The sequence below is a fragment of the Coleofasciculus sp. D1-CHI-01 genome (assembly GCF_040218875.1).
Lineage (GTDB): Bacteria > Cyanobacteriota > Cyanobacteriia > Cyanobacteriales > Coleofasciculaceae > Coleofasciculus.
On sequence record NZ_JAVJQP010000008.1, the window covers coordinates 60,328 to 79,120 of the forward strand.

The following is an 18,793-nucleotide window of genomic DNA, read 5'->3' on the forward strand; positions in this document are numbered from 1 at the left end:
CTTATCCCCCCTCTTGATTACTAATTTGCCGCCGTCGCGACTACTGTGGAAGTTAGATGTTACTCAAACTGGATCATGCGTGATTTTCAAACCATCCAGAGCCAAACCTACGATTTAATTGTCATTGGAGGTGGCATTAACGGTGCTGGCGTTGTCAGAGACGCGGCTCTGCGAGGTCTTAAAACGATTTTGCTGGAGAAGGCTGACTTCTGCGGCGGTACGACCAGTTGGTCAACGCGATTAGTTCACGGTGGCTTGCGCTACTTAGAATATTTTGAATTTGCCCTAGTGCGGGAATCGTTACGGGAGCGAGAAATTCTCCTGCATACAGCCCCCCACTTAGTCAAGCCCCTAATGCTGACGATTCCGATCTACAGCGATCGCTCTCGTCCCTATTGGAAAATTCAAGCCGGGATGCTGCTCTATGATATCTTGAGCTTCGAGAAAACGCTGCTACCCCACCGGATGCTGCCTAAAAAGAAGTTTAAGCAGTTATTTCGCCATATCGATCCCGATGGTTTAGTCGGTGGAGCGCAATATTATGACGGTCAGGTGGCGTATGCAGAGCGTTTGGCATTAGAGAATATTATCTGTGCTGAACAAGCGGGAGCCACGGTTCTCAACTATACAGAAGTCACCCAATTACAGCGCCAAGAGGGTCGCATCACCAGCATTACTTGCAAAGATGCCTTAACTGGCGAAGAATTCACCGTCCAAGGGAGCGATCGCGCCGTGGTTGTAAATACAGCAGGTCCCTGGGTGGATAAGGTTTGTCACTCTGGGGTGAAAAATGGACAATCAGCGCCCATCGGTGAGAAGAAAAAAATTGGTCCAACCAAGGGAAGTCACATCATTGTCCCTCCCTTCCCCGGCGCACCGGAAACAACATTGTATGTAGAAGCCAAAACGGATGGTCGTCCGTTTTTTATTGTGCCATGGTTGGGCATGTATCTGATTGGCACGACTGATTTGCGACATCAAGGTGCTCTTGACTCAATTAAGGCAGACAACGAGGAAATTGATTATTTACTCACCGAAACTAATCGAATTCTGCCCACTGCCCAATTGTCCCGCCAAGATGTGAAGTTTACTTATGCTGGGGTGCGTCCTTTACCCAATGCAGAGGGGAAGAAACCGGGAAGTGTCACCCGCAGCCATATTCTCTATGACCATACCCCAGAGGGTGTGAGTAATCTGATTTCTCTAATTGGCGGCAAAATCACCACCTATCGCCAAGTGGGTGAAGAGATGGTGAATAAAGTCTATCGCAAGTTGGGACGCTCCGCCCCCCCTTGTCCCACCTACGAGAAACCCTTGCCGGGAGCCATTTTACCCAGTGATCCCCGTCTAGAAAAAGCGCTGCAAGACTATCGCACCACATTACCCTTGGCGACAATCCATCACCTGTTTGACGTCTATGGTGCTAAGGCGTTGGATATTTTAGCCTTAACCGACGAAGAACCGGAATTGGCAGAAGCGATTACACCGAACTTGCCGGATATTAAAGCCCAGATTATCTATGCGGTACAGTCAGAATTTGCGCGGACGTTGGTAGATATTGCCCGTCGCCGGACTAGCCTAGCCATGCATACCAACTATGGCTTTGATATTCTGCCAGTTTTGACGGACATCCTGTCTCGATATGGCGGCTGGAGTTCGGCAGAGTGCGATCGCCAAGTTGAGGACTATCGCGCTTTCATGGAAGCCAATTGTATTCCCGATTACGCGATGGCGACTCAGAAAGAAACCCAAACCGTGAGTTAATCACATCAGCAAAGGCAAAAGAACTCATCATCTTCTTTTGCCTTTGACCCTTAACTTGACCAAAATTATTGAGTTCAAAATATAAGATCTATGGTGAGCAATCTCTCAAATTCTCAATCCAGCTCATCTCAAGCTGATACAACCTCACAAACCAATCAGGCTCATGCACACTCCCACCGGAGACCGGCGCCAGAAGCCACCCTCGCCATTCTCGGCGCTGGTGCTTGGGGTAAAGCGTTGGCAACAATTGCCAGACATAAGAATCATCAAGTTCGACTGTGGTCTCGCAGCAGCGAGGAATCTCTAGAAGAGGTATTAGCGGATATTGATATGCTAGTCTCCGCGATTCCAATGAAAGGGGTGGCGACGACGGCGGCTAAAATTCAAGAAATTGGTTTGCCGGATTATGTGACAATTATTACCGCCACCAAGGGATTAGACCCAGAGACAACTCGTACCCCTTCTCAAATCTGGGAAGCTGACTTTCCCAACCATCCTATTGTGGTACTCTCCGGTCCCAATCTCTCCAAAGAAATTGAGCAAGAACTCCCCGCCGCCACAGTGGTGTCGAGTACAGATATGGCAGCCGCTTCTGAAGTGCAAACGGTATTTTCCTCCAGTCTCTTCCGAGTGTACACCAGTCCAGATCCCCTTGGCACCGAACTCGGAGGAACTCTGAAAAACGTGATTGCGATCGCGGTTGGGGTTTGTGATGGTCTAAAATTGGGTACCAACGCCAAATCTGCCCTGATTACCCGTGCGTTAACTGAAATCCTTCGGGTTGGAACTCACTTAGGCGGACAAACGGAAACCTTCTTCGGATTATCAGGTTTGGGCGATATGCTAGCGACTTGCAGTAGTGTACTCAGCCGTAATTATCGCGTCGGTTACGGTTTAGCCCAGGGAAAAAAATTGGAGCAAATTCTCGAAGAATTACAAAGTACCGCCGAAGGGGTAAACACAGCCAATGTATTGGTTAAAATTGCCAATCGCGAGCAGATCCCCATCCCCATCTGTCGGCAAGTTTATCGCCTACTCAACCATAAAATTACGCCCCAAGAGGCTGTAGAAGCATTGATGGAGCGGGATTTGAAGGCAGAATTTTGCGATTTGTTCTAAACCGTTACCTAAGACATCAGCAAGTCTAGGCAGAAAAGCTCATATCTAGGCTTGCTGCTTACTTTCTGCTTCATCTGGGTGATAACACAGATTTCACAGATTGAATAACATTCTGTAGGATTATGCAGACTAGCCAAAAACTCTCCCTTCCTACCATGGGCTGCGGAACGTGGGCGTGGGGAAATCGACTACTCTGGGGATACGACGAAAGCATGGATGACGAGTTGCAAGCTGTCTTTAATCTGTGTGTAAGCAACGGCGTCACCTTATTTGATACGGGTGATTCTTATGGAACAGGCAGATTAAATGGACGCAGTGAGCAACTCCTGGGACGATTCTCTAGCGACTATTCTGGTATAAACCAAGAGAACCTATGCATTGCCACCAAGCTAGCCGCCTATCCCTGGCGATTGACACGCGGCTCAATTGTATCCGCCTGTCAAGCCTCTGCACGACGGTTGGGACGAAATGTTGATTTAGCACAGATGCATTGGTCTACTGCTAATTATGCACCGTGGCAAGAAGAACGGCTTTTGGATGGTTTGGCTGATCTCTACGAAAAAGGACTGGTGAAGGGAGTTGGACTCTCTAATTATGGACCCAAACGACTTCAAGAAATTTATCCCAAATTTAAAGAGCGAGGGGTTCCGATTGCTACGTTACAAGTCCAGTATTCACTCTTGTCTACTTATCCTGTTACCGAATTGGGTATCAAAGACGTTTGTGATCAATTGGGAATTCAACTGATTGCCTATAGTCCTCTGGCGTTAGGATTGTTGACGGGAAAGTATTCTGAGAAAGATCCATTACCGAAAGGGTTACGCCGTTTGTTATTTAAGCAGTTATTACCCGGAATCCAACCGCTTTTAGGTTGTTTACGAGAAATCGCCTCCTCCAAAGAAAAAACCATGGCGCAAGTTGCGATTAATTGGTGTATTTGTAAAGGCACTTTGCCTATTCCTGGTGCAAAGACGATGAAACAGGCACAAGAGAATATTGGTGCGCTGGGATGGCAGTTAAGTGCTGGTGAGATTACTGAATTGGATCAAGTGGCGGCAAGTTTAGATAAGGCGATGGTTCAAAACATTTTTCAAACGCGATAACACATATATCTATATAGGGTCTGCTGAGTAAGTTTTGTGGTGAGGGGAGGGAAAAGGGAACAGGGAACAGGGAACAGGGAACAGGGAACAGGGAACAGGGAACAGGGAACAGGGAACAGGGAACACCTCGGCTTCGCTCGGTGTAATAAGATAAAGAAAATGAAGAGTTAAATTTTTTAGAGAAGGCATACTATGAGCAACTACCCAAGAACATTTTCACACATTGGAATCTCCGTCCCAGATGTGGAGAAGGCTGTCGAATTTTACAGCAAGGTTATGGGTTGGTATCTCATCATGAAGCCAACCGTTATCGAAGAAGAGTCAGATACGGCAATAGGTCAAATGTGTATTGACGTATTTGGCACCGGTTGGGGTTCCTTTAAAATTGCCCACATGTCTACCGGTGACCGGATCGGGGTAGAGATGTTCGAGTTTAAAAACAACGAAAAACCCAAAGATTTTGAATACTGGAAAACAAGCACGTTTCATTTTTGCGTCCAAGATCGTGATATTGAAGGTCTTGTCGAAAAAATAGTAGCGCATGGGGGTAAACAGAGAATGCCAATTCGAGAGTATTATCCTGGTGAAAAACCCTACAAGATGGTTTATGTAGAAGATCCATTCGGACTGATATTTGAAGTTTATTCCCACAGTTATGAGCTTACTTACTCTCAGGGCGCATATTAAACTGAAGTTCCTCCCATACAGATGTACTGCACCCAATAGATTTTTATTTGAGCATTACCGCGAACACTAATCGACTTCCAGCGTTAAACTTGGCATGAGTCGCTGTAAGTTTTTTAACGATTTACCTTGCCAAGGAATGTTCTGAGAACCTTTTACAATCATTTTAATCGTCTTTTTCTGTCTAACTTTAATCGCAAATTTCGACAACATGCTAATTCCCGAACTGTTGAGAAATTGCAGATCTCGCAAATTGAGCGTCAGGATAGAGGGCTGACTCTCTATGGCTTGATCGAGTAAGTCTATAATTGGTGCATATTCTTCGGTGCCACTTAGCCGTAGGGAACCTTTCCAAGAAACGATTGAATTTTCTTGATCATACAATACACTATACGTATCACTTTTAACTTCCATTTTTCCCATCCTTGACAAAATTATGGCGTTCTCAAAAGCTGATTAAATAAACAAACTTACTCATAGACATCTCTAGAAATTAAGATTTAACCACTGTTTGACAATGGTTTCAGATGAATTATCGGAGATGTCTAATGTCGTGGCTTAAAACCACGAACCGTAAGCTCTAAAATATACCTCGTTTTGGATTTTAAATGTTGAATTCATGTTTACCGTTTTCCTTGACGACGGCACTGACGCTTCATACCGTCAATCGCACCATGGTGGTGACGGTGGTAATCGGTGGCGTCTTTGCCAGGGTTTCAAACTTCCAGCCGAGGGTTGCCATGTAATCATTGATCATGGTTAAAAATCCTAAGCGAGAAGCCGTGCTGGTTTCGTCTGCTGCATTTTGTTCTAACTGATGAATATACAACTCTTGGGGGTCTGATGTCGTCAATTTCTGGAGATATGCCTGAAAATTATCCAGAATTTGGGGAGGAACCGTGTTTTTTGTCAAGAAGACTAAGCTGTCGTTATACAGGTGTAAGGCGATACTAATGGCGTGCGGTGAGGTATCATCGTTAAACTTCATGGCGTTCTCTAACAGCTCATTGGCAATGTAACTCACAGCACTCTTAATCTCCACTTGTTGAGCTGTAGCATTCGTATCCTCTTGGTCAGTGGGAAAAAATGTTACCACATAGTCCGCCATGAAATCTGCGGATAACCCATTATTCCGCCAGCGATGCTTTAACGGAATCGAGCTGGGTGAAAATTGGATAACCAAGTATTCCTCACTGGGAGGTAGCTGTTCGTTGAAATCTCCAAAGATCTGAGTCATATCGCGTTTGTCGGTAGTCTGTTTGAGGAGTGCCAAAGAAAACAATCATAACTTGTAAGCGTCAGGCGTAATCTTTTTCCCAGTTCCCTATTCCCTAACTATCCTGTTGAATTGGTGGGACGCCGGAGCGATCGCGCAGCAAGGATGGTTTGGGTTTAATCACTAACAGCGTTATATCATCATAAACCTTTTGTGTCCCAATATGACGCCGCACATCTTCAATCACGGCTTGGCGAATTTCCTGGGCTGACTGTCGCCAGTTGTCACTGAGAATCTGACACAGACGTTCAATCCCATACTGTACGCCTTGGGGATTTTCGGCTTCGGGAATTCCATCGGTGTAGAGAACCACCACATCGCCAGGATTTAACTGGATTTCCGCATCGGCGACAAAATCGGCAATATCGGCGACTAGACCAATGGGAAAGCCTAAATCGATGGTATCAATCCGCTCAATTCTACCACCAGAACGCACGACAATCATTTCTTCATGTTGTCCACTCAAGCGCAGTTTATCTTGGTGATAGTCCAGGAGGGAGAGAGTGAGATTTTTCTCAGATTTCATTCGCTGGATATTATGATAAATCGTTCGATTGAGGACACTTAAAAATTGCTTTGAATCCGTTTTTGCTCCTTCCAACAACGTTCTCACCGCCGTTTGCACCATAATCATCAAAACTCCACTTTCTAACCCATGTCCCGTGACATCGCCAATACCAATAGTGACATGACCATTATTTTGCAGGACATCATAATAGTCGCCGCCAACTTCAGTGGCGGGTTCCATAAAGCCAGCGATGTCTAATTCAGCAATCTGGTTCAGTTCCTCCTGTTTAGGTAACATCATCTGTTGCAGACGACGAGTTACCTCAACTTCAGCACTCAGGCGCAGATTTTCGGCTTTCAAACGACTATTGAGCAGGGTAATTTCCTGATTCGCTTGAGCCAATTGAGCCGTGCGTTTCTCCACTCTCGTTTCTAATTCTTCATTGGCATGTTGGAGGGCATCTTGACTCTGACGCAATGCGATAGTCGCTCGTTGAACCGCTTTTTGCAGTCGCACTGGCTCACTGACTAAGATATAAACTAACACCCCAGCTAATAGTGCTGATAATCCGCCCCCTATCCACAACCATTTGGAAATAGGTGCCGTTGATGCCCATCCATTATCAGGAATTGCCGCTAATTGCCATGATCCGTTCGGTAACGTTACCTCGAAACGGACAGGATTTTGTTGGAAAATACTAGCATCGCCGAAAAATAAGTCTCCCGTTTCACCCAACCCATCTTTGCCACGAATCGCATATTGGATTTGGCTGGATGGATTGAGTAATTCGGCGTCTTTAAATAATGTGTTCCGGTCAAATCCAATACCCACTAGACCCCAATAGCGACCACTTTGGGGAGGTTGGTCGGGGGGCGTGATAAATATCGGGGTACGACTAATAAATCCCCAATTTTTTTTAGGTTCTAACTGCAACGGACCAGCAAAAACGGTTTGGCGGCTTTGAATGGCTCTCTCAATGGCGTCTCGTTCTTCCGGAATAGTCATCGGATTAAAGCCAATCGCGTCTTCATTTCCGGCTAAGGGATAGAGATGACTAACGATGTTATCTTTATACAGGGCTAAGAATTCAATCCCTTGTTGATCTTCGACGAGGACCCTAGAGAGACGCTCAAATTCGCTTTGGGTAATGTCTGGGTTAATCGTGGACACATACGCCAATAAACCTCGTGTGAGAAAAAGTCGCTGATTGAGGGCGGCTTCTAAGCGGGCTCTCGCTGCACTCAGTTGATTGAGAACATCCGAACGTTGTTGTTCTGAAAACCGTTGGTATTCAGCGCGTTCAAAACCCCTAACTACAGTTAGCAGAATAACTACCGTTAAGAAGGCGGCAAAATAAGGAAAAACGCGATTATTTAGGGCAGAACGGATTAAAAACCATGGGTTGTTTTTCATTGGTTAGGGAACAGGGAACAGGGAACGGGAAACAGGGAACAGCCAATAGGCAACACCTCGACTTCGCTCGGTGTGTCATAGGCAATAGGCAATAGGCAATTAAATGTTAAAATTTTTTCTTTGTTTAATCACGAGTAAGGTGATATCATCGTAAATTTGTTGTTCTTGAATATGCTGGCGTAGATCATCAATAACGGCTTGCCGAATTTCAGCAGCAGATTGTTGCCAATTCTGACTGAGAATCTGACACAAGCGTTCGATGCCATATTGTATCCCTTTGGCATTTTCTGCCTCGGGAATCCCATCGGTGTAGAGGAAAACAGTATCTCCCGGATTTAACTGGACTTGAATATGTGCCACGAAATCAGCGATATCAGCATCTAAACCAATGGGAAACCCTAGATCAATGGTATCAATTCGCTCAATATGACCTCCAGCACGCACGACAATGATCTCTTCATGTTGTCCGCTCAAATTGAGGATGCCTTTTTGATAGTCCAACAAAGCCAAGGTAAGGTTTTTGTCGGAGTTCATCCGCTGGATGTTTTGATAAATGGTGCGATTGAGGATATCTAAAAATTGCTTGGGGTCAGTTTGGTTACTTTCTAAGAGGGTGCGGACAGCGGTTTGTACCATTAAGCTTAATACGCCGCTTTCTAAACCATGTCCCGTCACATCACCAATACTAATTTGGACGCGATCGCGATACGGTAAGATATCATAATAATCTCCACCCACTTCCGTCGCCGGTTCCATAAATCCAGAAATCTCTAAGTCAGTAATTTGATTCAATTCTGCCTCTTTTGGAAGCAGCATCTGTTGCAAGCGACGAGTGACCTCAAGTTCAGCGCTCAATCGCAGATTTTCTGCCCTGAGACGTTCATTGAGCGTGGTAATTTCCTGATTTGCCCGAAACAAATCGGCTTGGGCTTTTTTGCGTTCAGAGATGTCACGAAATGTACCCGTATAAAAGCAATCTTGACCCGATTTAGTCTCCACAACCGTTGCTTCTAGAGGAAAACGAGACCCATCAACGCGACAGCCAACAATCTCATGTCTGCCCACTTTTAATAACCGTTCCATTCCTGTATACGTCTCATCGGCGGCGGGGGTTGACCAATCCAATAGCTGATGAATATCCATGCTGATGAATTCATTGATAGAATACCCAAATATCTCTTTTGCACTCGGATTAGCCGTGACAATTTTGAGTTGAGGTTTGGTGAAGGTAATAATCGCATCCATTGCCGTTTTCACAATGGCATCGGTGCGCGTTAACGCATCTTCTAACGCATCCATCACCTGGTTATAACGCTGGGCAATTTGACCGACTTGGGTAAACGGTTCAACAGGCACTCGTAAGCTTAAATCTTGGGTCTGGGCTTGGGCTTCCATTACCTGAAACAGGTCATAAATTTCAGTTTTGGCGCGATGTTCGGACACATTTAAACCAATCTGTTCCGCCTCAATACTCACCCGCATTGGGAAAAAACGATTGGTGATGAATAATAGGAGATAGGTTATGCTAAATGCCCAAATCCCACAACTAAGAATTCCGATTCCCTGTACACCAAGCTGTAGCACTGGACTCAACCCCGTATTCACTAATTCCGGTTGACCAAACAAGGCGACAGCTAATGTTCCCCAAATTCCTCCACCCAGATGCACAGGTATAGCATCTACCGCATCATCAATCCGCCACCGTTCTAACCAACTCGACATCAAGGTGGCAATAATCCCCCCAACCGCCCCAATAATCACGGATGCGGGAGAGGTGACAACATGGCAACAGGCGGTAATCGAGACTAATCCAGCCAAGGAACCATTGATGAGGGATTCAACTTCCGGAAGTTGACACCGATACCAGCTAACCATTCCGGCTGCCATCATTCCGGCAATACCTGCTAGCACGGTATGCACAATAATACTAGGGACTTGCTCATTTAAACTCAATGTGCTGCCCCCATTGAATCCCAACCAGCCAATCCACAATAGCATTGCACCTAAAACCGAAAGGGGTAAATTAGACCCGTGGATTTTTCGCGGCGGTAGATGATCCGGAAATCGCCCGGTGCGTGATCCGATAATCATCAGACTGGCGAGGGATACCCATCCCCCCAAACTATGAACCACTGTGGAACCCGCAAAATCTACAAAGCCTAATTGTTCTAGCCACCCCACGGATACATCTAAATCAATCCCGTTCCACGCCCAATGTCCAAACAGGGGATAAATCAAACCAGAAACCAAACCCGCTAAGATTAGATAAGCCCGAAACTTCATCCGTTCCGCCACCGCCCCAGAGACAATCGTAGTGGCGGTGCTACAAAACATGGCTTGGAACAAAAAGAATGCCGCCAATCGGGGTGTGGTTTCAACGTGAACGAAGAAATGAGTTGAGCCAATCCACCCTAGCACTGAGGTACCAAACATAAAAGCATATCCGAACGCCCAAAATAAGGCGATAGATATGCCCAAGTCAGCTAAGTTTTTAATGGCAACATTGATACTATTTTTCGATCGCGTCAGCCCTGACTCTAGGCACATAAACCCGGGTTGCATCAGGAATACCAAGCCAGAACAGACGAGGAGCCACAGAATATCAATCACTTATATCTGCCCCTTGTTTTTGGCATACAAATATATATCATCCTTACAGATATGCCAGGTCTAATTCCAGAACATTCAATTCCTCCCTACCATTCCCCTTGTTGCTGAACTATCCCCCCTAGGGCATATTTGCTAATCTATTTGTTATCAATGGTTGTGGCTATCTGTATGGTTGGGGATAAGGTGAATAGGGCTTACGGCTGATTGGACAGCGATCGCGTACTGTGATCAGTTAGGCTAAACTCAGAACCCATTCCATACCCCAGGATTCAGAAACAATGACAGCTACAACCACCCAATCCATCACTTTGTCAGAGTTTCTCCAGCTTCCAGAAATCAGGTATTTAGTTGGTTAAAAATGAACTGAGGTAACCTCGAATTATACAGATAGGTCAACAACAATGAGCCGAACCCCTTTTTTGACGATGATAAAGTCAATAAAGATGAACTCTTTATCGAAGTTCCCCCGGATCAAACACCTCCCTATCAGGAACGAATTCCCTCTGGATATGACCCCATGGGAGAAATCCATCTCAGGGGTCGAGCCTTTAGAAGTCTCTCTGGGGGAACAATCTCTTGGTGGATACTGATTTCTGGTTGGTTCATCTTTGGAGGACCAGCTTTATTAATACTGATTAATGCGATTATCTTGCAATCCTTCGCGCTTGTCATCCCATTAGGCTTGGCTGCTATTCCTCTATTAATTCTCTGGAGAGGTACGGCTGCAAAATTATCTACGACCAAGCGTAGAAGGAGATAATTAGACTGGCGTCCTCTAAGTCGGATTATGATATATTAATTAGACTTCTGTAGGACAGGATGTATAGCCATGTCACGAGTCAAGCTTGTATATCCGAAAATCCCAGATAGTAGAAACTGTCCTCTAGAGCGATGTATCGCCTTTGAGAAATATGATGGTACTAATCTCCATTGGGTTTGGGAGGTTGAGCTTGGCTGGTATGCTTTCGGCACACGTCGAGACAGATTTGATTTGGATGATATGGGTATTGCTGAATTTAATGCTGATCATCCTGGCTTGGAGGAAGCACCTGAGATTTTCCAGAACGATTTTGCCAATTCTCTGGATAGCCTATTTCGAGATAACCCTCAATATTTCTGTCCGGAAATTACAGTATTTACAGAATTTTTAGGATCTAGCTCTTTTGCTGGAATGCATAAAATAGAGGAGGCTAAACAACTTATACTTTTTGATGTCCAGACTGATAAAGGAATCATTCATCCTGAGCAACTTATCCGTGACTTCAGTGAATTAAACATCCCAAAAGTTGTTTATCGCGGCAAGATCACTGGCAAGTTTATCGATGATGTCCGTCAAGGAAAGTATAGTGTTGCTGAGGGTGTTGTATGTAAGGGAGGTAATCGTAGCTCTAATCAGGTGTGGATGGTGAAGATTAAAACATACGCTTACATGCAAAAGCTACAACAGGCGTTTAAAGATAATTGGGAGAATTACTGGGAGTAATCAGCAAAGCTTACGATACTCTAGTGGTATATATCAACGCCGTTGCGTTTCTCCGTATTCCTCGTTATCAAATTGACAGTTTAATCACAGCTTTATTTACTCGTATTAATCTACTCTTGAAAAGACAATATGCTTACCCAAATACGCCGTCTGTTGAATCAGTTTTTTAGACGATCAAGGACAATCAACGATGAACCCCTCAATAAGGTAAGTTTGATTGTCATTATCCTGATTGATATTTTTATCTTAATCAATGTTTTTACTGGACTGAATGATATTAGCCAATGGTATATTAGCCCTACACAGGCTTATCCCTGTTATGCTGAGTGGAAAAACTACCAATCAAAAACTACTCAAGATAAAGCTTATGAGGTTATTAAATCTTCATTGCTATATGCAAGAAGCCATCAATCTAATTTTCAGCAAACCTATCAACAAGCGGCGGTAGGACATTTAGGTACTGTTTCTCAAACCTGCCTAGATTATGGTAGTTACAAAGATCAACTCAATAATCCAGAAAATCAGCAGATTATAACACCTATTGATCAGAAACAAGCAGAAATCAATGAACTTGAACAAACAAATCGCCGTATTCGTGAGCAATATGATTCAACTTTATTGGAAAAAATAGCAGGTCAGCCTCGTGAGCAATCTATTAATCTAGTCGAGGCGGAGAAAGCCAAACAGCAACTCGAACAAAATAACCGCAATATTGCTAGGCTTAAACAGGAAATTGCTGAACTGAAAAATCAACTGACGGCGAAACCTGAAAGTTTAGCTTTTATCAACTTGCTTAAGGATGATGGGACATTTCAGTCAGTTGAAAATGCCTACCAGCAAGCATCCTTTTGGTCTCCCAGCATCCACTTCAGCTTTCAAGCGCTTTTCCTGTTACCGTTAATTTTCCTTTCTTTATCAGTTTACAATTTTGCTCAACGAAAAGGATATGGACTTATTACCCTAATTAGCTGGCATTTGTCAGTAGTATTTTTTATACCATTAATTTTTAAGATATTTGAGTTTCTGCAATTTGGTGCAATCGTTCAATTTCTCGTTGATATCATTAGCACCCTTTTAGGCGGACTCGTTTTTCTGGTCAGTTATGCTTATATCTTACTGATTCCTCTGATTGGGTTTGGCATTATCAAATTCTTCCAAAAAATTGTCTTTAATCCCAAAGTACAAGCAGCGACGCGAGTTCAAAAATCACGCTGTATCCGGTGTGCCAAGAAAATTCCGACCCATGATGCCTACTGTCCGCACTGTGGTTTTTCTCAATATTATGAATGTCATAATTGTCACAGTATGACTTACAAATATTTACCGTATTGTAAACAATGTGGACAGTCTCAAGATTCCAGTTAATAGTAGATTCGTTGTTACGCTGTCTGCACGATAAGCACTCGCGATCGCGTACAATTCAGGTAAACATAACTCGTATTTGGCTGGTTATCCGAGTAAGCTGTTATGCATTGAAATTGGGTATGAGTAGCGAGCAAGATGTTCAATGTAGCGAGCAAGATGCTCAATGTAGCGAGCAAGATGCAAAGCCTGCGGCATGGCTTCGCTTAACGCACTACGGCAAGGATTTCGCCATGATTAAAATTAAGGTTTAAATGCCGAACGGCTTAAGCATTTGGGTATCACCGAAACCCTTGATCTACCGTAGGGTGGGCATTGCCCACCAGCCTCATCTGAGCGTGCCATTTAAACTAAGTTAATATACCAGACACAAGCAAGTGCGATCGCGTCTCAGATGCTGGAACTTGCCCAATGGTACTGTAGCACGAACTTGCAGCGTTTCCCCTTCATAGAGGTTGATTGACAAAGGAGACACAATAAAGTTATGATCTGATGATAACTGTCTAGACGGAATAGAAAGACAGGATATTTTGAGCCAAGAAGATAGGGACTACGGACTTGAAACGTTACTTGACTTAGATGGGGAAATCTTCCCCATGGAAAACGGCTATTGGACGAAATTTGAAGCTCGGAAGGTGGCTCCAAATGAGCATATACCCCATGGCATCAAATATAGTTTAACTTTACATAACAGTAGAAATGAAAGAATTATCGGATACGATAATGCACATGGAATAAAACGTAAAGGGAATAAATACACGGCTAATCGAACTGTCTGGGATCACAAACACAAACGAAATATTGTCGAAGCTTATGAGTTGGAAAGCGCAGGTCAGCTACTAGAAGATTTTTGGACTGATGTGAATCGCATTATTATGCCAAAATAAGAGGTAATTTTCATGGAAAATAAGGTTATGAAAATAGGGATTATCTCTAGAGAAGATTATATCAAAAGAACTATAGCGATTGCCAAAGGAGAATATAAACCACAAAAAGATGAACCGAAAGTGTGGTTTGAATCGATGAAGTCGCTAGCCCAAGTCTTGAGTAATGAAAATCAAGACTTGCTGAGAATAATCATTAACCACGAGCCACGTTCTCTTTCAGAGCTTGAAGAGCTAACCCATCGGAAGAAGTCTAACCTGTCTAGAACCCTAAAAACTTTAGAAAGATATGGAATAGTTGAGCTAGTGAAAGATAAAGGCAAACTTATTCCCAAGGTTAAAGCTACAGATTTCCAAGTTGAGTTCAGCCTTGAGAATCACCTTTCTCATCTTGCTGATTCTGCCATGGTTTAGTTCACTCATCGTCGTAGGTTATCTACAGTTAAAAAAAATGACTGAATTACTTCAGCGCGTTATTGCACAGCTTGAGAAATTGCCAGAAGAAGAACAAGATGCGATCGCTACTCGTCTTTTAGCCGAATTAGAAGATGAACGAGCATGGAAAATTCGTTTTGAATCCACGACCAACGAACAATGGGATAAGCTAGCCCAAATGGTTCGTCAGGAAATTGCGGCTGGCGGTATCACTCCACTTGATCAGGTTTTCCCGCCTAAGACATGAAATCGAGTATAACATAGTAGTAAAATAGCTTAATTAACGCTGATTAAATTTTCATGCAGTTTGAATGGGACGAAGCCAAGAATATCGAAAACATTCGTAAACATCAAATTGACTTCGCAGACGTTCCTGCAATTTTTGAAAGTCCAATGCTGATTGAGCTAGATGACCGTTTTGATTATGGGGAGGATCGGTGGTTCGGTATCGGTTTTCTCGGTAACGGTGTAGCAGTTGTAGTCTGGACAGAACGACAGGGTGATGTAATCCGGATTATCTCAGCACGAAAGGCAAATCGATATGAGCGAAAACGATTTGAACAATACCTCACGTACTAATTGGGACGCACTCGAATCAATGTCTGATGAAGATATTGATTATTCTGATATCCCACCGTTAACCGATGAATTCTTTGAGGGCGCGACACTGCGAATTCCAGCAGATAAAGCACGCCATCTGATTCAGATCGATCCAGATGTAATAGCTTGGTTCAAAGCCCAAGATATAGAATACAAGAGACTCATTAATACTGTTCTACGTCGCTACATTGAAAGCAATGGCGACAAGCACTGAACCTAACCGATTGGTATACCGGACACAAGCAAGTGCGATCGCGTCTCACATGCTGGAGTTACCCAATCGCACCGTAGACGGTCTGCCAAGCTATTATGGTGGTGACTAGCTATTTATTTATGTCACCTATGTCTATCTCTCAGCCTTTAGCTATTCCACCTGGGTTCGAGCAGTTAAGCAAGGAGCAGCAAATTGATTACGTTCAGCAACTTTGGGATTTAATAATTGCTGTACCTGAGCAGATACCTGTTCCTGAATGGCATCTTGAAATTGTACGCGATCGCCTTTCCTCGCACGATACTGCACAGACGAATACATGGAATGAGGTAAAACAACGACTAATGAGCAAGTATCGTGAACGCTAAATTTCCTATTGTGCTTGACGTTAGGGCTGAGGAGGACATTGATGCAGCAGCCCAGTGGTATGCCCAACAAAGCTCAGAGCTTGCCATAAAATTTTTAGAAGCTATTGATGTTGCATTTGATTTCATTGCTCAATTTCCCCAAGCATCTCAGGAAATTGATTTAGGAATTCGCAGAACACTAACGAAAAAGTTTCCGTTCTTTATCTACTACACAGTTGATGATGAGTGTGTAACCGTTTTTGCCGTCTTGCACATTCGTCGTAGTCCTTATAGTTGGCAGCAAAGACTTGAGTAGCATCAGTGCGATCGCGCTTCAATGGGAAAGGACATGTTCAGCGGACTAGTATGAGCGCCCATACCCTAGCTCGAATTAACACAACAAAACCCAATATCCAAGCGAAAGGGGCGCGACAAAAGTCACACCCCCTCACCTAACTAACTCAACCCAAACAAGCCGCCAAATCCTCATCCGGTGTTGTAATCGCCTTCAACTGATATTTCTCCGATAAAAATTTGAAAACATTCGGAGAAATAAACGCGGGTAACGTGGGACCCAAACGAATATCCTTAATTCCCAAATACAACAACGTCAACAACACAGCAACCGCCTTCTGTTCATACCAAGACAGAATCATTGACAAAGGCAATTGATTCACATCCATATCAAACGCCTTCGCTAATCCCAACGCAATTTGAATCGCCGAATACGCATCATTACATTGTCCCACATCCATCAACCGAGGCAAAGAACCAATTTCTCCCAATTGTTGATCAAAGAAACGGAACTTACCACAAGCTAAAGTTAGAACGATACAATCTTCCGGTACTTTTTCCACAAATTCAGTGTAGTAATTGCGCTCTGGTTTCGCGCCATCACAGCCGCCAACTAAGAAGAAGTGACGAATCTTGCCTTGTTTAACCCCATCAATCACTTGATCCGCAACATTTAACACCGCATTCCGAGCAAATCCTGTCATTACCTGACGCGGGGGTTGCTCTTCCACAAACCCAGGCATATCTAAGGATTGTTGAATCGCGGGGCTAAAGTTGGGGATGTTACCCTCCTCCGCCGGAATATAGTTAATGCCGGCAAACCCAACAGGACCAATGGTAAATAGTTTCTCATCATAGGTTTCATGAGGCGGCATCAAACAATTGGTAGTGACAATAATCGCCCCCGGAAACTTAGCAAATTCTTTGGTTTGATTCTGCCAAGCTGTACCATAATGCCCGTACAGATGGGGATAGTTCTGTTTGAGTAAAGGATAACCGTGAGCGGGTAAAAGTTCACCGTGGGTGTAAACGGTAATCCCTTTATCAGCCGTCTGTTTCAGGATTGCTTCCAGTTGTCTGATATCATGTCCAGAGACAAGGATAGCTTTGCCTTTTCGGGGATTCAGGGGAACGGGTGTCGGTGTGGGATGTCCATAGGTATTGGTATGTCCCGCATCCAATAATTCCATCGCCCGCAGGTTCATTTCTCCCACCTTTAAGGCTAAATTCACCCAATCATCCAACGTGAAATCTTGATGATTTAGGGCATCTAAGGCTTCTTGAATGAAGTGATACACCTGCTCATCTTCTTGTCCCAATTCTTGGGCATGAAAGGTGTAGGAAGCAGCACCCTTAATCCCATAGAGAACCGTGAGTTTCAGGGAGAAGATATCAACATCCCGCGCCGATTCACTAATGAAGCCTAATGCCAAATCTTGACCCTGTTCGACTAAACTCTCATTAAAGTCAGGATGATACCCAGACACTCTTGTCCATTTGACGGGTTCTGGGCTAACTTCTTTGACTTTAGCTTTTAAATTATCTCGCTTCTCGATACAGTCACGGACATACTTGGTAAAGCGTTTCCGGTCAAAATTGACATTCGTCATTGTGGCGAATAACGATTCGCAGGTGAATACATCTTCATCGTGAGTAGAAATGCCTAATTGACGAGCTTTAATCACCACTGGCGCAAGTCCGCGCAAGCAGTAGACTAATAAATCTTGAACGGCGTTGAGTTGAGGGCTTTTGCCACATGCGCCCCACTGATGACAGCCATTACCACTGGCAGTTTGTTCGCACTGTTCGCAAAACATGAGTTACTTTTTCCTATATTCAGTTTCTCTATCCCTACTCTAGGAAATTTTTGGCAGATAACGCTTTGACTTAAGTCAATTTTTGTAATCTCCGGCAGTTTGTAAAGAAGTTTTACAGTTTTATGCCAGTTTTTTGGGCGCAAGGATGATGCCCCTAAAAATACAAGGTTAATGGTTCAAATCTACCTCTATCTTTAGGTAGAGATTCAAGTTTTCAACTGTTTAGCCAAGGTTTAATATCTCTCCAGCGTCTAGCGTCAATGTGATGCTGTTTGAGTAATCGGTTGAAGTCTTCGGTATCCGTTGTGGCAATAATATAGCAGTACCAAGACAGGTGAAGTTATATTCGAGTAGATTTCGTAACTATTAATTCCTCTACTGACCAAGGTGAATTCGCGATAAAATGGTGCAATGATTGTGCTGAAATTATCCCCACTGTTTTCGCTATTTCCGGCAATGATTTTCTTTTTATAGATGAAATTATTCCCAGATGTAAATATTTAAAACATTCATAACTTCTTACTTCTTTAAATCAGGGGGTTTTCATTTTCAAAAAATATACCAAAATAAAAGCAAAATTTTTGCTGATCAAAACCGTTTTTTTGCGAGTTTTAATTCTCTCTATTCAAAAATATTGTTAAGCCCAACTCTTTGCTTAATTTATGGCTGCAAAAAAGCTGAATTTCTTGCCGATTCGTCATTTTTAGGTTTGGCTTGTCTTTTTTTTTGAGTTTTCTTTTTTATTGAAATTAGTTGCCTTGAATCTATCAATCGTTAAATTAGCAACATTTTTTGCCAATGTTTTCCTAACCACGCCTGTCCTTGACTAATTGACAAAAAACCACAAGTTCGATAAAGATTCATAATTAAAGTTGTCAATAAA

General features: G+C 43.6%; 19 protein-coding genes and 1 pseudogene. 14 read left to right on the plus strand and 6 right to left on the minus strand.

Annotation, left to right across the window (positions count from 1 at the left end):
* Positions 1–75 precede the first annotated feature (75 nt).
* The 4 genes from glpD (at position 76) to RIB93_RS01445 (ending at position 4,673) form a co-directional block, all read left to right on the plus strand.
* Positions 76–1,764 (plus strand): glycerol-3-phosphate dehydrogenase, encoded by a 1,689-nt coding sequence (gene glpD, locus RIB93_RS01430; protein WP_446369581.1) that lies wholly within the window; start codon positions 76–78, stop codon positions 1,762–1,764.
* Positions 1,765–1,854: 90 nt separating this feature from the next.
* Positions 1,855–2,883 (plus strand): NAD(P)H-dependent glycerol-3-phosphate dehydrogenase, encoded by a 1,029-nt coding sequence (locus RIB93_RS01435; protein ID WP_446369583.1) that lies wholly within the window; start codon positions 1,855–1,857, stop codon positions 2,881–2,883.
* Between the two features lie 122 nt (positions 2,884–3,005).
* Complete coding sequence (locus RIB93_RS01440) at positions 3,006–3,986, plus strand: aldo/keto reductase (protein ID WP_446369585.1); 981 nt, start codon at positions 3,006–3,008, stop codon at positions 3,984–3,986.
* A 192-nt stretch (positions 3,987–4,178) separates the two neighbouring features.
* Entirely contained in the window at positions 4,179–4,673 is a 495-nt protein-coding gene (locus RIB93_RS01445) for a lactoylglutathione lyase family protein (protein ID WP_044206187.1), read from the plus strand.
* A 66-nt stretch (positions 4,674–4,739) separates the two neighbouring features.
* Here the strand turns inward: RIB93_RS01445 and RIB93_RS01450 are convergent, their stop codons facing one another.
* The 4 genes from RIB93_RS01450 to amt form a co-directional block, all read right to left on the minus strand.
* The gene (locus RIB93_RS01450; protein ID WP_446369589.1) at positions 4,740–5,084 is read right to left on the minus strand and encodes a slr1659 superfamily regulator; all 345 of its coding nucleotides are present in this window, start codon (positions 5,082–5,084) and stop codon (positions 4,740–4,742) included.
* Between the two features lie 241 nt (positions 5,085–5,325).
* Entirely contained in the window at positions 5,326–5,907 is a 582-nt protein-coding gene (locus RIB93_RS01455; RefSeq protein WP_006100126.1) for a slr1658 superfamily regulator, read from the minus strand.
* Positions 5,908–6,001: 94 nt separating this feature from the next.
* The gene (locus RIB93_RS01460) at positions 6,002–7,867 is read right to left on the minus strand and encodes a SpoIIE family protein phosphatase (protein WP_446369591.1); all 1,866 of its coding nucleotides are present in this window, start codon (positions 7,865–7,867) and stop codon (positions 6,002–6,004) included.
* A gap of 99 nt (positions 7,868–7,966) precedes the next feature.
* Complete coding sequence (amt, locus tag RIB93_RS01465; protein ID WP_446369593.1) at positions 7,967–10,477, minus strand: ammonium transporter; 2,511 nt, start codon at positions 10,475–10,477, stop codon at positions 7,967–7,969.
* Between the two features lie 829 nt (positions 10,478–11,306).
* On the opposite strand from amt, the gene RIB93_RS01470 reads away from it, so the two are divergent.
* From RIB93_RS01470 to RIB93_RS01515, 10 genes are all read left to right on the plus strand, one after another.
* Entirely contained in the window at positions 11,307–11,960 is a 654-nt protein-coding gene (locus RIB93_RS01470) for a hypothetical protein (RefSeq protein ID WP_446369595.1), read from the plus strand.
* 129 nt (positions 11,961–12,089) lie between these two features.
* Positions 12,090–13,325 (plus strand): hypothetical protein, encoded by a 1,236-nt coding sequence (locus RIB93_RS01475; RefSeq protein ID WP_446369597.1) that lies wholly within the window; start codon positions 12,090–12,092, stop codon positions 13,323–13,325.
* A gap of 527 nt (positions 13,326–13,852) precedes the next feature.
* Positions 13,853–14,209, plus strand: coding sequence for a toxin-antitoxin system TumE family protein (locus tag RIB93_RS01480; RefSeq protein WP_446369599.1), 357 nt, complete (start codon positions 13,853–13,855; stop codon positions 14,207–14,209).
* Between the two features lie 12 nt (positions 14,210–14,221).
* Positions 14,222–14,620: an HVO_A0114 family putative DNA-binding protein gene (locus RIB93_RS01485; protein ID WP_446369601.1), complete on the plus strand. Its 399-nt coding sequence runs from the start codon at positions 14,222–14,224 to the stop codon at positions 14,618–14,620.
* A 37-nt stretch (positions 14,621–14,657) separates the two neighbouring features.
* Entirely contained in the window at positions 14,658–14,888 is a 231-nt protein-coding gene (locus RIB93_RS01490) for a hypothetical protein (protein ID WP_446369603.1), read from the plus strand.
* 53 nt (positions 14,889–14,941) lie between these two features.
* Positions 14,942–15,220 carry a BrnT family toxin gene (locus tag RIB93_RS01495; RefSeq protein WP_446355512.1) on the plus strand — a complete coding sequence of 93 codons (279 nt, stop codon included), beginning with the start codon at positions 14,942–14,944 and terminating at the stop codon, positions 15,218–15,220.
* Positions 15,183–15,455 (plus strand): BrnA antitoxin family protein, encoded by a 273-nt coding sequence (locus RIB93_RS01500; protein ID WP_446369606.1) that lies wholly within the window; start codon positions 15,183–15,185, stop codon positions 15,453–15,455. Before RIB93_RS01495 ends, RIB93_RS01500 begins: the two co-directional genes overlap by 38 nt.
* Positions 15,439–15,564: a hypothetical protein gene (locus tag RIB93_RS01505; RefSeq protein ID WP_446369608.1), complete on the plus strand. Its 126-nt coding sequence runs from the start codon at positions 15,439–15,441 to the stop codon at positions 15,562–15,564. The genes RIB93_RS01500 and RIB93_RS01505 overlap by 17 nt, the downstream gene beginning before the upstream one ends.
* Positions 15,565–15,574: 10 nt before the next feature.
* Positions 15,575–15,820: an addiction module protein gene (locus tag RIB93_RS01510; protein ID WP_446369610.1), complete on the plus strand. Its 246-nt coding sequence runs from the start codon at positions 15,575–15,577 to the stop codon at positions 15,818–15,820.
* Positions 15,810–16,115, plus strand: a complete 306-nt coding sequence (locus RIB93_RS01515) for a type II toxin-antitoxin system RelE/ParE family toxin (RefSeq protein WP_446369612.1) — start codon at positions 15,810–15,812, stop codon at positions 16,113–16,115. The genes RIB93_RS01510 and RIB93_RS01515 overlap by 11 nt, the downstream gene beginning before the upstream one ends.
* A gap of 145 nt (positions 16,116–16,260) precedes the next feature.
* Here RIB93_RS01515 and hcp read toward each other — a convergent pair whose 3' ends face one another.
* Together hcp and RIB93_RS01525 are read right to left on the minus strand one after the other, a co-directional pair.
* A complete protein-coding gene (hcp, locus tag RIB93_RS01520) occupies positions 16,261–17,910 on the minus strand; it encodes a hydroxylamine reductase (RefSeq protein ID WP_446369614.1) in 1,650 nt (549 codons plus the stop codon).
* A gap of 367 nt (positions 17,911–18,277) precedes the next feature.
* Positions 18,278–18,442 (minus strand): annotated as a pseudogene (locus RIB93_RS01525) (IS701 family transposase); the annotation flags it as partial.
* Positions 18,443–18,793: the final 351 nt, after the last annotated feature.

Bases quoted from the DNA above. Each gene is read 5' to 3' on its own strand.
- glpD (WP_446369581.1), top strand. From the start codon at position 76: ATGCGTGATTTTCAAACCATCCAGAGCCAAACCTACGATTTAATTGTC.
- RIB93_RS01435 (WP_446369583.1), top strand. From the start codon at position 1,855: ATGGTGAGCAATCTCTCAAATTCTCAATCCAGCTCATCTCAAGCTGAT.
- RIB93_RS01440 (WP_446369585.1), top strand. From the start codon at position 3,006: ATGCAGACTAGCCAAAAACTCTCCCTTCCTACCATGGGCTGCGGAACG.
- RIB93_RS01445 (WP_044206187.1), top strand. From the start codon at position 4,179: ATGAGCAACTACCCAAGAACATTTTCACACATTGGAATCTCCGTCCCA.
- RIB93_RS01450 (WP_446369589.1), bottom strand. From the start codon at position 5,084: ATGGAAGTTAAAAGTGATACGTATAGTGTATTGTATGATCAAGAAAAT.
- RIB93_RS01455 (WP_006100126.1), bottom strand. From the start codon at position 5,907: ATGACTCAGATCTTTGGAGATTTCAACGAACAGCTACCTCCCAGTGAG.
- RIB93_RS01460 (WP_446369591.1), bottom strand. From the start codon at position 7,867: ATGAAAAACAACCCATGGTTTTTAATCCGTTCTGCCCTAAATAATCGC.
- RIB93_RS01470 (WP_446369595.1), top strand. From the start codon at position 11,307: ATGTCACGAGTCAAGCTTGTATATCCGAAAATCCCAGATAGTAGAAAC.
- RIB93_RS01475 (WP_446369597.1), top strand. From the start codon at position 12,090: ATGCTTACCCAAATACGCCGTCTGTTGAATCAGTTTTTTAGACGATCA.
- RIB93_RS01485 (WP_446369601.1), top strand. From the start codon at position 14,222: ATGGAAAATAAGGTTATGAAAATAGGGATTATCTCTAGAGAAGATTAT.
- RIB93_RS01490 (WP_446369603.1), top strand. From the start codon at position 14,658: ATGACTGAATTACTTCAGCGCGTTATTGCACAGCTTGAGAAATTGCCA.
- RIB93_RS01495 (WP_446355512.1), top strand. From the start codon at position 14,942: ATGCAGTTTGAATGGGACGAAGCCAAGAATATCGAAAACATTCGTAAA.
- RIB93_RS01500 (WP_446369606.1), top strand. From the start codon at position 15,183: ATGAGCGAAAACGATTTGAACAATACCTCACGTACTAATTGGGACGCA.
- RIB93_RS01505 (WP_446369608.1), top strand. From the start codon at position 15,439: ATGGCGACAAGCACTGAACCTAACCGATTGGTATACCGGACACAAGCA.
- RIB93_RS01510 (WP_446369610.1), top strand. From the start codon at position 15,575: ATGTCACCTATGTCTATCTCTCAGCCTTTAGCTATTCCACCTGGGTTC.
- hcp (WP_446369614.1), bottom strand. From the start codon at position 17,910: ATGTTTTGCGAACAGTGCGAACAAACTGCCAGTGGTAATGGCTGTCAT.